At 65.1% G+C, this 13,014-nt stretch carries 12 protein-coding genes and 1 pseudogene; 1 reads left to right on the plus strand and 12 read right to left on the minus strand.

Annotated features, from left to right (window positions below):
* Window positions 1-109: 109 nt before the first annotated feature.
* Entirely contained in the window at window positions 110-745 is a 636-nt protein-coding gene (locus Q0716_RS05570; RefSeq protein WP_299020635.1) for a DUF542 domain-containing protein, read from the minus strand.
* Between the two features lie 106 nt (window positions 746-851).
* Between Q0716_RS05570 and Q0716_RS05575 the strand changes: the two genes are divergently transcribed.
* The gene (locus tag Q0716_RS05575) at window positions 852-1,331 is read left to right on the plus strand and encodes an Rrf2 family transcriptional regulator (protein ID WP_143969058.1); all 480 of its coding nucleotides are present in this window, start codon (window positions 852-854) and stop codon (window positions 1,329-1,331) included.
* Here Q0716_RS05575 and Q0716_RS05580 read toward each other — a convergent pair.
* The 11 genes and pseudogenes from Q0716_RS05580 to Q0716_RS05630 all read right to left on the minus strand — a co-directional run.
* Entirely contained in the window at window positions 1,292-1,693 is a 402-nt protein-coding gene (locus Q0716_RS05580) for a SirB2 family protein (protein ID WP_299020640.1), read from the minus strand. The two genes, Q0716_RS05575 and Q0716_RS05580, sit on opposite strands and share 40 nt — an antisense overlap.
* A 151-nt stretch (window positions 1,694-1,844) precedes the next feature.
* Window positions 1,845-3,269 (minus strand): cytochrome c oxidase accessory protein CcoG, encoded by a 1,425-nt coding sequence (ccoG, locus tag Q0716_RS05585; RefSeq protein ID WP_366139720.1) that lies wholly within the window; start codon window positions 3,267-3,269, stop codon window positions 1,845-1,847.
* A gap of 117 nt (window positions 3,270-3,386) precedes the next feature.
* A complete protein-coding gene (locus Q0716_RS05590; protein WP_143969036.1) occupies window positions 3,387-4,874 on the minus strand; it encodes a UbiD family decarboxylase in 1,488 nt (495 codons plus the stop codon).
* A complete protein-coding gene (locus Q0716_RS05595) occupies window positions 4,871-5,473 on the minus strand; it encodes a UbiX family flavin prenyltransferase (RefSeq protein WP_299020649.1) in 603 nt (200 codons plus the stop codon). The genes Q0716_RS05590 and Q0716_RS05595 overlap by 4 nt, the downstream gene beginning before the upstream one ends.
* 16 nt (window positions 5,474-5,489) lie before the next feature.
* The gene (locus tag Q0716_RS05600) at window positions 5,490-5,909 is read right to left on the minus strand and encodes a putative zinc-binding protein (protein ID WP_143969034.1); all 420 of its coding nucleotides are present in this window, start codon (window positions 5,907-5,909) and stop codon (window positions 5,490-5,492) included.
* Window positions 5,896-6,414: an SCP2 sterol-binding domain-containing protein gene (locus Q0716_RS05605; protein WP_366139721.1), complete on the minus strand. Its 519-nt coding sequence runs from the start codon at window positions 6,412-6,414 to the stop codon at window positions 5,896-5,898. The genes Q0716_RS05600 and Q0716_RS05605 overlap by 14 nt, the downstream gene beginning before the upstream one ends.
* Window positions 6,415-6,425: 11 nt before the next feature.
* Window positions 6,426-7,343, minus strand: coding sequence for a U32 family peptidase (locus Q0716_RS05610; RefSeq protein ID WP_299020657.1), 918 nt, complete (start codon window positions 7,341-7,343; stop codon window positions 6,426-6,428).
* A gap of 3 nt (window positions 7,344-7,346) precedes the next feature.
* Entirely contained in the window at window positions 7,347-8,345 is a 999-nt protein-coding gene (locus Q0716_RS05615) for a peptidase U32 family protein (RefSeq protein ID WP_299020659.1), read from the minus strand.
* A gap of 11 nt (window positions 8,346-8,356) precedes the next feature.
* The gene (locus tag Q0716_RS05620; protein ID WP_299020661.1) at window positions 8,357-10,816 is read right to left on the minus strand and encodes an adenosylcobalamin-dependent ribonucleoside-diphosphate reductase; all 2,460 of its coding nucleotides are present in this window, start codon (window positions 10,814-10,816) and stop codon (window positions 8,357-8,359) included.
* A gap of 223 nt (window positions 10,817-11,039) precedes the next feature.
* A complete protein-coding gene (corA, locus tag Q0716_RS05625) occupies window positions 11,040-12,026 on the minus strand; it encodes a magnesium/cobalt transporter CorA (protein ID WP_299020663.1) in 987 nt (328 codons plus the stop codon).
* A 187-nt stretch (window positions 12,027-12,213) separates the two neighbouring features.
* Window positions 12,214-13,014: pseudogene (locus tag Q0716_RS05630) on the minus strand (patatin); the annotation flags it as partial.

Consider the following 13,014-nt stretch of genomic DNA (forward strand, 5'->3'; position numbering starts at 1 on the left):
GTTCTACAACCACCGGCGGCTTCATTCGTCGTTGGGCTATGTCAGTCCGATGCAATTCGAACGGGCTTGGCTTGCCGCCCAGAAAAGGCAGGCTGCGTAACGGTCTCAGCTATGGGATCCGGAACTCGCGGGCAAGGTCAAACTGCTGCAGGGTGCGATACAGGGCACGCCATGTGTGGCAGGCGTCTTCAGGCAGCGTCAAGTCATGGGTCAACTCGTGCAGACGGCGCAATTGCGCGGCGTGCATGTCGTGCTCCTGACGCATGACGCCGATGGGAAAGCGCGCCATGGGTGAGCCGCCGGCCGCCAGCAGTGGAAACAGGACCTGCTCTTCTTTTTCCATGTGGGCCAGCAATTCGGCTTGCATGGTCTGCAAATGCTGCGCCAGGCCGGCCGGCACGAGGGCATGCCCCGCGTGGACCGCTTCCACTTTGTTGGCCAATCGGATCAGCTCTGGCAATTGCTGTCGGTGAACCTCGTGGTAGCGTTGCAGGATGTGTTCGATCAGGTCGGTCGGCTCGGCAGGCGCCACGGCGGTGTGCATACCGGTTGCCAGACGCTGCAGTTCTTCGATGACGCGGGCGGGATCCGTGTCGCGTTGCGCACAGGCTTCGCGCAGGCTGCGTTGGCCACCGCAGCAAAAATCGATCCGATAGCGCCGCAGGATGTCGGTGGCGCCGGGCAGCCGTGCGGCAATCTCGCCGACGGTGCAGTGGTCGAGGTCGAGGGGCATCGTGGTCGTCATGGTGCACAAAAAGTGTATATGGAATGCATATTATGAACCTTTTAGCCACCCACCGCTATCCTCATATCGGCCGATGTACTGGTCCACCATGACGGACAATCGACCCATGCGACTGACACTTTGGACCGACTACAGTTTGCGCGTGTTGATGCATTGCGCGGCGTGCCAGGCGACCGGCCGCCGCGCCACGATCGCCGAGCTGGCCCGTTTGCACGGCATTTCGCGCCATCACCTGACCAAGGTCGTGATGGCGCTGGTACACGGTGGTTGGCTGCAGGGACAGCGTGGCCGCGGCGGTGGGTTGCGCCTGGCGCGCGCCGCCGACGACATTCGTCTGGGTGACGTGGTGCGCTGGGCCGAACGTGATTTTCAGCTCGTCGCCTGCATGGCGCCCGGCGCTGCGCAAGCGCCGCAAGCGTGTCTGCTGATGCCTGGATGCCGGTTGCGCAACGCCTTGCAAGTGGCCTTGCAAGCCTATCTAGGGGTCTTGGATAGCTACACGCTGGCCGATTTGGCAGCCAGTGGGTTGTCGCCAGCGGGGACGCATCAGTTGCCGATCAGGGTGCTCCAGAAACCGGCCGGATGACGCCAAAGAGCGGCGCCGACGATGTGCGCCGCCACCAGTAGCGCCAGGATGCCGGCGCTCGCGCGAGCAGCTTGGGTCTGAGCGCGTCGCAGGGCCCAGGTACCACAGACGACGTATAGCACCAACAGTGCCCACTTGGTCCACAGCCACACCGGGATGGCGTGGACCCAGCCTGCGCTCAACAGCAGACCGACCCCGCCGGCCAACAGCACGCTGTCGATGACGATGCTGAGGCCACGCACGCCGGCGCGCAGCGGCCAAGCCGCTCCTGCGAGTCTGCCCAACCAGCGCGCGGTAAACAGGCTCAGGCTGATGATCACCGCGCCCACATGGACCCAAAACCAAAAAAGAGGGAGCGTCATGGGCGATATTCAGGGAAGTTTCGGCAGTCGACGCCGAGCAGGCGCATGGCTGCCGTGCACGCTGTCCTGCCCAGTGCCGTTCGATGTCTGAGTGGCTGTGCTGCGTGGTCCGTGCATGGTAGGGTGTGTGCGGCGTTGCGCAGCGTTTTCGTCAGCGCTGCAACAAAAAGGTCGCGCTGGCGTGCACGGTTTCGGCGTCGGCGTGGACGGTGAACGTCACCGGGTACGCCCCAGGTGCCAGTTGCGCCGCCTGTGCGTGCGGCAGCACCAAGCGCACCGGTACCCGCGACTGCGCGGCGGCGGGCAGCCAGTGCGAGGGCACTTCGCTGTCGACGTGCAGTTGGGGCAATCCACTGGCTGATACCGTGAATCCGATGGTGCGTTCGGTGCGGTTGGTGATCAGGAGTTGATAGGTATTTTCCACGCCTGCAGCGCTGAGGGCAGCCAGCGTGCCGCGGTCACGCAGCGCGTCGACGGCGACGCTGGGCCGTCCAGTCAGCGACACGGCGATCGCTGCCAGTGTGCCGATCAACAACACGCTGTAGGCCACTACCCGCGGGCGCAGTAGGTGCGCCAGCATCCCCCGCCAGCCGCCACCAGTGCCGAGGCCGCGCGCCGTCGTGTAGCGGATCAGGCCGCGCGCGTAGCCTAGCTTGTCCATGACCGTATGGCAAGCGTCGATACAGGCGGCACAGCCGATGCATTCGTTTTGCAGCCCGTGTCGGATATCGATGCCGGTGGGACAGACCTGCACACACAAGGTGCAATCCACGCAGTCGCCCAACCCGAGTGTACGTGGATCGGCTTGGCGCGAGCGCGCGCCACGCGGTTCACCGCGCCCACTGTCGTAGGCGATGATGAGCGAGTCGCTGTCGATCAGCGCACTTTGGAAGCGAGCATAAGGGCACATGGTTTTGCAGATTTGCTCGCGCAGCCAGCCCGCGTTGGCATAGGTCGCGAAGGCATAAAACGCTATCCAGAATGTCTCCCACGGACCGAGGCTGAAGGTGGCCAGCGCGTGTAGGAGCTCGCGCATGGGGGTGAAGTAGCCAACGAAGCTGACGCCGGTGATGACGGCCAGCGTGCCCCACAGCAGATGTTTGGCGATCTTGCGTGCCAGTTTGCCGCTACCCCATGGGGCGGCATCCAGCCGCATGCGGGCGTGCCGATCCCCCTCGGTCCAGCGCTCGATCGCCAAAAACATTTCGGTGTAGACGGTCTGCGGACACGCGTAGCCACACCACAGCCGCCCCGCAACAGCCGTGAATAAAAACAAGGCCAGCGCAGCGGCCACCAGCAGGCCAACCAGATAGATCAGATCCTGTGGCCACAAAATCCAGGCGAAGACGTAAAAACGCCGGGCTTCCAAGTCGAACAGTAGTGCCGGCCGGCCATTCCAGGTCAACCAGGGCAGGCCCAGGAACACCAGCTGGGTCAGAACCACCATCGCTCGCCGCCAACGATCGAAGCGCCCACGCACTGTACGGGGGTAGATTTTGACGGGTGACTCGTACAGTACGCCAACGACGCGGCTGGGCGCAGGATTGGGGGGGCGGTCCATCCATATATTATGCATTCTATATACATCTTTTGTGGTGCCGCAGGGCGCGGTCCAAGCGCCGCGTGGATAGGAATGGCAAGCGGCCTGGCGCAGACCCCGCGCGAGCGCCCGGTCAAGCCGTTTGGCAGCCGGTCACAGGCCCAGCTTGCTGGCAAGAGCGTCCATGCGAGCTTGTACGGCGGTATCCATCGCGATGGAACGCCCCCATTCACGCGATGTCTCGCCAGGCCATTTGTGGGTGGCGTCCAATCCCATCTTGCCACCCAGTCCGCTCACGGGCGAGGCGAAGTCCAGATAATCGATGGGCGTTCGTTCGATGAGTACGCAGTCTCGGACCGGATCACAGCGGGTGGTCAGCGCCCACACCACATCGCCCCAGTCACGGATGTCGATATCGTCATCGACGACGATGATAAATTTGGTGTACGAGAACTGCTGCAGGCAACCCCAGATGCCCATCATGATGCGTCGTGCGTGCCCCGGGTAGCCTTTACGAATACTGACGACGGCCAGACGGTAGCTGCACGCCTGAGGCGGCAAGTAAAAGTCTACGATTTCGGGAAATTGGCGCTGGAGCAAGGGGATGAACAGCTCGTTGAGCGCCATGCCCAACACCGCCGGTTCATCTGGCGGCTTACCCGTATAGGTAGAGTGGTACCAGGGGGCGCGGCGCCGCGTGATGCGATCGACCGTCAATACCGGAAATTCGGCCACCTCGTTGTAGTAGCCGGTGTGGTCGCCAAAAGGGCCCTCGGGTGCGTGTTGCCAGCCGCTGGGGTGGTCGGGGTCGGGGTAAATGTGACCCTCGAGTACGATTTCGGCCTGGGCGGGTACTTCCAGGGGCACGCTCAGAGCGGGTACCACTTCGGTGCGCGCGCCGCGCAAAAGCCCAGCGACGTGGTACTCAGACAGCGCATCGGGCACGGGCATGACCGCCGCCAGGAGGGTTGCCGGATCGGCGCCGATGGCCACGGCCATTGGAAACGGTTGCCCGGGGTGCAGCCGGGTATGCGCCAGAAAATCTTGTGCGCCGCCGCGGTGCGCCAACCAGCGTATGATGAGCTGATGGCGCGCCAATCGCTGCTGGCGGTAAATGCCCAGGTTCTGGCGCCGTTGCAGCGGGCCACGGGTGATGACCACGCCCCACGTCAGCAGGGGAGCGGCATCGCCAGGCCAGCAGTGTTGCAACGGTAGTGCCTCCAGGTCCACTGCCGCACCTTCCAGTACCTCTTCTTGACAAGGGGCATCGCGTACCGTGGCCGGGCGCATGTGCCACAGCGCACGCGCGGTTCGCCCCAAGCCGGCGACTTCACCCCAGTTCTCCGGTATGCGTGGCTCTTTGAGGTCAGCCAGCCACTGTCCGAGCCGGCGAAGCTCCGATACATGCTCCAACCCCAGGGCGCGTGCGATGCGCTCGGAGGAACCAAACAGGTTGGCCAGCACCGGTATGGTGTAGCCTTGGGGGCGCTCGAACAGCAATGCGGGTCCGCCACGGCGCAGGACACGGTCGCACAAGGCGGTCATCTCCAGGTGCGGGGACACCGATTCCTGGATGCGGCGCAACTGCCCGCAGCGCTCGAGCTCGGCGGCGAATGCGCGCAGACTATCAGGTGCTTTCATGCGACAGGGCGAGCAGACGACGCAGCGGTGTGCAATCCCGTCCAGCGCGCCGCTGCAGCGTACTCGATGCCGAGCAAGTCCAGCACACGCGCCACGGTCGCGTCGACCACATCGTCGATGGTTTGTGGATGCAGGTAAAACGCGGGCATCGGTGGACAGATCACCGCCCCGAGCTCGGCCAGCATGCTCAAGCGGCGCAGATGTCCGAGATGCAATGGGGTCTCGCGCGGCACCAGCACCAAGCGTCGCCGTTCCTTGAGCATCACATCGGCAGCTCGCGTGATCAGGTTGTCGCTCAGACCGTGGGCGATGGCCGCAACGGTTCGCATCGAGCAAGGCACGATGGCCATCGCATCGCAGCGGAATGAACCGCTGGCCGGCGCTGCACCGATGGCATCGACGTCGTAGACGACGTCGACCAGGGCAGCCAGTTCGCCCACATCGCGCTGCAACTCGTGGCGCAGCGTGCTCACACCCGCAGCCGACACCACCAGGTGTCGCTCCAGTCCCGGGCAGTCACGCAACGCCAGCAGCAGACGCCACCCGTAAATCGCACCACTGGCACCGGTCAGCGCAATGAGCACGCGTCGAGGTGACACGTCATCTCTCCTTCGCTCAGCCGGCATGCGCTGCTATGCTTGCCGGGGCGGGTGTCGGTGCAAGGTGCAATTCGCGCACCTGCGCGCGTACGCGCTGCAGCAGCATTTGCGCCTGCTGTGGCGAAACGTCTTCGTGCATGCGCTTGCGCAATCCGTGCTCGTACAGCATGTGGTACTGCGTGGGTTCGACACCATGTCGCTGCAGGCAGTGGCGCACGCAGGCCAGCGGACATCCATCGATGGCGACGATCGGACGGCCAGAACGTGCCAGCCGCACCAAAGGCGCGACATCGCCCCCTACGCCTGCGATGCACGACATCTCGGCCTCACCCTCGCGGTCCAGACGCACGGCGATGTAATTGGCCAACTGAGCGACGTTGGAGCAACCCGAACAGGCATAAACCAACGGCAACCGATGACGGTCAAGAGTGTTCATGGCGGTGGTCAGCGCAAGACAATGGAGGGAGGGTATGGCGCACCAGCGAAGGCCACTGCGCGGGCGGCGGCAGGGCTTGCCAGAAGGAAGGTAGCTCAACGGTATCGAGGGTGTTTTTGAGCAACAAACCGAGTTCCGTGTCGCCTTCCATGTGTAGCCGCCGATTGAAAAAGAGGGTGTCGGCGTCGATTTCGCGGCGCGCCAGGCGAATGAAATCGATTGCTTTGGCGCCGATGGTCAGGTCCGCGGCGCCGTTCCCGGTGCAGGGGCGAAATAGGCTATCGTGCACTGTGACGTCGAAACGGACATCGATGTCTTGCACCAGCAGCCGAATTCGCCGGCCGCACAAAGTGGTCAACACCTCGCTTGGTATGCGTGGCCGTAGCGCCGCATTGAGTGCCAAGGCTAAGGCAACGCTGCCCGGTAGCCCGGGCAGGCGACGCACGAGCGCCCGCAGTGGGGCGGGCATGGTGGCGACAGGCGCTGGTGGGGAGGGGGACGACATGGGCAGGCGGATCACGTGCAGGTCGGAATGGTGGGTTCGGCGTCGTTCACCCGCGCCATGCCAGGGTGGCCGTACCAGTAGCCGTTGCACTCGTCGGCATGGAGCCAGTCCTGCAGCCGTGCGCGTGCTGCTTGCGGAGTGGTCTCACCGCGACGCAGCATGTCATACAGATGCACGATATCGATCGTGTGGTGCGACTGTGGGCTGATGCGCACGACATCGATGTTCAGTGCCAACAATTGCGGCCACGCATCGATCAGGCTGTGAACCGCGGCTGACTGGGTTTGAATGCCGTTGAGCACCAGAAATGGGCTGCCCTCGCGGGTTCGTACCAACAAGCCGTCGGGATAGTCTTGGCAGCCAAATCGGCAGTCGTCTTTGGGCAAGCCGCGGTGCCGGGCGGTAAAGCAGCGCGCGGAAAAAGCAAGCGGCAAGCGCCCGTGTACGAAAACCTCGGTCTGCAGGCCGGCCGGGCGTTGTTGACACAGCAGTGCCAAGTCGTCGCGCCGCATTTCCAACGGAGCCACCCAGCGCGTCGCACCCAGTGAAGCGACCCAGTGCAAGGTCGGGATGTTGTAGACATTGAGGTGCGGACCGGCAACAAAGGGGATGTGGCCAGCGCATACACCCAGCGCCCCCATGTCGTTTGCCTCGACCAGGTAGGCACCGTTGTTCATGATTTTGCGCATCATGGCCACGTCCGAACCCGACTCCAGCAACACCAGACTGGACAGTACCGGCGTCTTACCCATCGCTTGCAGCAGGCGCGCGATGTCGAGCCAGTCCTCCCAGCGCACTTCGTGTCGGCGCGAGCACACCACCTCGCCTAGATAGACGAAATCGATCGGCGTGTGCGCCACGGCCTCGTAGAAATCGAAAACCGTCTGACGCGGCCAGTAATACAACAGAGGACCAAGGGCAAGTTTCATGGCTCACTTCCAAGGGCGGTGGTAGGCGCCGAGGGTGTGCTGCTGGCCTTCGGCTAGCGCGTCGAGTGCGGCCATCCAGGAGCCGCGTGGTGCGAAATGCAAGGGCTGTGCGCGGCAGTGATCGATAGCTGCGCGCCACACGCGCGTGACTTGGGCGACGTAGGCCGGACTGCGTTGACGGCCTTCGATCTTGATCGCCTTGACCCCGATCTGCAGCAACTGCGGCAGTATCGTCAGCGTATTGAGGCTGGTCGGCTCCTCGATGGCATAGCTGGCGTCTTGATCTTCGACGGCGAAGCGGCCTTTGCACAACGTGGGATAGCCAGCGTTTTCCGTGGCGTCGTAGCGGTCGATGAGCACGCCGTTCAAACGTGATTCGAGCCCGCGTGGGGTTTGTTGCCAGCGCACCGCTTTGGCGGGCGAGCATACTCCATGTGTGTTGGGGGCTTCCGCAGTGACATAAGACGACAGCGCGCAGCGGCCTTCGACCATGACGCAGAGGCTGCCAAATCCGAATACTTCGATTTCCACCGGCGTGCGTTGCACGACGTGACGTACTTGCTCCAAAGACAGCACGCGCGGCAAAACGGCGCGCGCGATACCGAATTGCCGGTGATAGAAGTTGATGGCTTCATCGTTGGTGGCGGATCCTTGTACCGATAAATGCAGGCGCAACTGCGGGTGGTGGAGGCGCGCGTATTGCATCAAGCCCGGATCGGCCAAAATCACGGCATCGGCACCGAGTTGCACGGCTTTGTCGACGGCCTGTTGCCAGCGTTGTGGCGCGGCGGCCTGTGGGTACGTATTGATGGCGATGAACACTTGGCACCCGCGGGCATGCGCGTACGCGATGCCCTCGCGCAACGCCGGTTCGTCGAAGTTCAACCCAGCGAAATTGCGTGCGTTGGTGTCGTCACGCAAGCCGAGATAGACGGCGTTGGCACCGTGGTTGACCGCTTCTTTGAGGGCTGGCAGAGTCCCGGCGGGACATACGAGATCCATCGTGTGCTCCTTCAACCGCAGGCCCCGATGTGGCCGCAGGCGGTGCAGTATTCGCAGCCATCGCGGCGGATGAGGGCGCGGGCGCCGCATTCCGGGCACTTGCGACCAGCCAACGGGGTGTGGGCAAGCGGATTGCCGTTGGGCTCGGCATCTCCGCCCTCGGTCGGGGCAGGTACTGCCGCTGTCGGGTCCGCGCCAGCGGCGTGGCCGGCGCTTTTGCGCTCGATGATCTGCTGAATGGCATAGGCGATGGCGGCCACTTCCGAGTCGTGCCACAAGGGCACGCGAGTGCCGTCGCTGCGCAGGCGCTCGCCCAGTCGCACCGGACCGCGATCCCACACCACCTTGCGCATGTCGGCCAGTGCCCGCTCCAAGAATCCACCACGCGCCGCCAGTGACAGCAGGCGCATGCTGGCCGAGATCCACTGCTGGGACTCGCCGCTTTGCCCAACCGGCATGAAGAACTCGATGGCGCGCTGCGCGACGCTGCCGTCGGGCAAGCGCACCGGCAGAAACGACACGATCAGATATAGGGTCTTGGGGCCTTCGGCGGTCCAGTACTCGATTTTTTCCGCCACGGCATCCAGCGCACCGCGCGGACGCTTCTCGATGACGGCGCGCATCGGGTCGGCGGCAGCGGCTTGCGCGGCGTCCTTGGCTCTCGCCGGCTCTGCCGCGGTGCTCAACACCGAGCCGACGATGTCGTTGGGCCGATAGGTGGTCAGCCCCTTGAGGCCGGCGCGCCAGGCGTGCAAATACAAGTCGCGAAACGCGTCGTAGGGGCAGTCCGCGGGTACGTTGACGGTTTTGGAGATGGCCGAATCGATGAATGGCTGCACTGCCTCCATCATCGCGACATGGTCGGCCGGAGCAATCTCCAGCGCGCCAACAAAGGCCTCGGTCAGTGATGCGTGCGATCCGAAAAGCGCCCGGTACAGGCGCCAGGCGTGATCCTGCACCTCGTAAGTGCTATGGCTGCCATCGGCTTGGCGCTTGCGGCGCGTGTACGTCCACGCAAACGCCGGCTCGATGCCATTGGAGGCGTTGTCGGCAAAAGCCAGACTGACCGTGCCGGTGGGCGCGATCGACAGCAGGTGGCTGTTGCGGATACCGTGCGTGCGAATCGCCGCTTGCAGTGCTTCGGGCAGGCGGCTGGCGAAAGTCCCCTCGGCCAGATACGTGTCGGCGTCGAAGCATGGGAAGGCGCCCTTCTCGCGCGCCAGCTCCACCGAGGCATGGTAAGCCGCGTCGCGCAGTGTGCGCGCGATGCGCTGCGCCATCGTCCGCCCCTCGGCACGGTCGTAGCGCAGCCCGAGCAAAATCAAGGCGTCCCCCAACCCCGTGAAGCCCACGCCGATGCGGCGTTTGGCCTGCGCTTCGGCGCGCTGTTGCGGCAAAGGCCAGTGGGTGATGTCCAGTACATTGTCCAGCAGCCGCACCTGTACCGCCACCGCCTGCGCAAAGGCGTCGAAGTCGAACGTCGCAGGGCCGCCGTGTCCGAACGGATGCCGTACGAAGCGCGGCAGGATCAGAGGACCCAGGCAACAGCACCCATAAGGCGGCAGGGGTTGCTCGCCGCAGGGATTGGTCGCCTCGATGTGTTCGAGGGCGCGCAGATTGTTGTCACGGTTGATGGCGTCGATGAACAACACGCCCGGCTCGGCGAAATCGTAGGCCGAGCGCATGATGGTGTCCCACAGCTCGCGCGCCGGCAAGCGCCGGTATACCCAAAGACCGTCGGCGCGCTGGGTGGCGCCGGCGGCTTTGAGCTCGTCGCCGGGTTCGGCGCGGTGCACCAACTCCCACGCGGCGTCGGCTTGCACCGCCTCGACGAAGGCATCCGGTACCGCCACCGAAACGTTGAAGTTATTCCAGCGCCCCGGCGTGCGTTTGGCGGTGATGAAGTCCAGTACGTCGGGGTGGTCGATGCGCAGTACGGCCATCTGGGCGCCCCGGCGTGCACCGGCGCTTTCCACGGTGGCGCACGACTGGTCGAATACGTTGATGTAGCTGCACGGTCCACTGGCGGTGGAGGCCGTACCGTGCACGCGCGCGCCACGCGGGCGAATGCGCGAAAAATCGTAGCCCACACCCCCACCGCGGCGCATGGTCTCGGCCGCCTCACGCAGCGCCTCATAAATACCGGGGTAACCGTCCTCGTCGCTGCCTTGAATGCAGTCGCCCACCGGCTGCACGAAGCAATTGATGAGCGTGGCCTGGATGCCCGTGCCCGCCGCGCTCATGATGCGTCCGGCACCAATGGCGCCAGCAGCCAGATGCTGGCGAAAACGCGCTGCCCACAGGGCGCGTTGCTCGGGTGCCTCGGCGTCGGCTACGGCGCGCGCCACGCGGTCGAACAAATCGTCCACGCTCTGCTCGCCGGGTTTGAGGTATTTTTCGCGCAGCACGTCCAGACTGATCGGCTGCGGGGGCAGCGCGGGCAGGGGGTCGGTCGGTAGAGCTCGGTCCATGGCGGGCGGGGGCGGTGTGGATTGACGAGCGTAATTGGACACCCAAGCGCCGCCGCCGCGCGCGTCGTTTCATCGTTCCGATGGCGTAGTCCCGATGGGGGATGGTCAGTCGCGCCTGCGCGCGCATATCCACGCGCTGCCATACCCGGTCCACGGGCAACGGCGGGCCGATGAGCACACGGCGGGAGGCGACGGCCACATCCCGCTGATTGGGATGCCGAACTTACTTCAACCAGCCGCGCCGGCGGAAATACCACATGGGCCCCAGGGCGCTGGCCACCATCAACGCCAAGGCGAACGGGTAGCCCAAGCGCCACTCGAGCTCGGGCATGAACTGGAAGTTCATGCCATAAATGCTGGCAATCAGCGTGGGCGGCAGCAACGCCACTGAGGCCACTGAGAAGATCTTGATGATCTTGTTCTGGTTGATGTTGATGAAGCCGATGGTGGCGTCCATCAAGAAGTTGATCTTGTCGAACAAGAACGACGTGTGACCCTCGAGCGAGTCGATGTCGCGCAGGATCTGGCGCGCGTCTTCGAATTGCTCGGCCGACAGCAGCCGCATGCGCATCAGGAAGCTGATGGCGCGCCGGGTGTCCATCATGTCGCGCCGGATGCGGCCCGATAGGTCCTCGTGGCGGGCGATGGCCGCCAGCACCTGTTGCGCGACGTCGTCGGTGAGCTGACCCGACAGCACCTGGGTGCTGATGTGTTCCAGGTCGTCGTGGATGCCTTCCAGGATGTCGGCGCAGTACTCGACGTCGGTGTCGAACAACGCCAGCAACACGTCTTTGGCGTCGTCGATCAGGCCCGGCATGCGGCGCGCGCGCAGGCGCAACAACCGAAACACCGGCAGGTCCTCGTCGTGAATCGAAAACAGCACCCCGTGGCTTTTGAGGTCCGGATTGCGGTCGTTCAGAATGAAGGCCACCCGCACATGGCGCGGGCCATCGTCGTCGTCGATGAGGAAGTCCGAGCGCACGTGCAGCTCGCCGTTGTCTTCCTCAAAGAAGCGCGCCGACTCCTCGATGTCGTCGTCCATCGCGTCTTCGGGGATGGACAGGCCGAAGTGCTGCCGTACCCAGCGGCGCTCCTCGGAGGTGGGCGACTCCATGTCGACCCAGATCGGTTGAAAGCGGGCCAGATCCTCCAGGGATTCGATTTCTTCCTGGAACAGGCGGCCGTTGACGAGCGTGAAGACGTTGAGCATGGCGGCGCGGGACGGGTCGGTGTTGGGGAGGGCAAGCGCTTGCGGCGGTGCGCACCCCACCCACACACGCAAGGCCGCGCCACGTGGGCGCCGTCAGCCGTCGCGCCGCAGGCCGGGCGCCGGCACCGCAAGCACGCGACTAGGGCTGCTTTCCACGGTGGGCTCCAAGGCTACGGTGAAGCCTGCATTATGGCACTTCGGCGGCCGGTTGGGGACGGTCGGCCAGCAGCGCGCGCAGCGCGGCGGCGTGCGCCTGGGCGTCGGCTTCGCCCAGGCGCATCAGGGCGTGCACGAAGGGCGGCTCGAACAGCAGGTAGCTGGCCAGCGCGGCGGCGCTGCCCGCGCTGCCGCGGCGCGTGTCCAGCGCCCCCAGGCCGGCCAGCGTGTCGCGGGTGGCGCGCGGCAGCGCGTGCGCGTGTTGCAGCGCCAGCTCGTCCAGCGACGCGCTGGGTTGGATGGCCAGCACATCCACCGGGCGGTAGGGCAACGCCTGCGCCACGGCGGGGGGCAGCGCGCGCAACGCCCGGCTGACGCGCTGGGCCTGCTCCACGTCGGCCTGCAGCGTGTCGTGGAACACGCTGGCCAGGGCGTGGCCGGCGATGGTGCCGGCGCTGGGCTCGCCGCCGGCGGCGCTGCTGCGGCCCAGCGCGGCCCGTTGCGGCTGGCCGACGCCAATGACCAGGATGCGGTCGGCACCGGCGTGGATGGCCGCCGACAGCGGCGAGAGCTGGCGCATCGAGCCGTCGCCGAAATACTCCTTGTGGTCATCGACCCACAGCGGCACGGCGGGGAACAGAAACGGGATGGCGGCCGAGGCCATCAGGTGCTCGAGGCCGATGACGGCCGGCTCGGCGCGCCGCCCCGGGCGGCGCCAGGGCGGCAGCGCGCCGTCGCGGACCTGAAAAAACGTCCAATGCTCGCCCGGGGTGTTGCTGGAGGCTGTCACGCCCAGCGCGAACAGCACGCCGTTGTCGATGGCCGCGGCCAG

Source organism: uncultured Tepidimonas sp. (assembly GCF_938045175.1).
In the GTDB taxonomy this organism is placed as follows: domain Bacteria; phylum Pseudomonadota; class Gammaproteobacteria; order Burkholderiales; family Burkholderiaceae_C; genus Tepidimonas.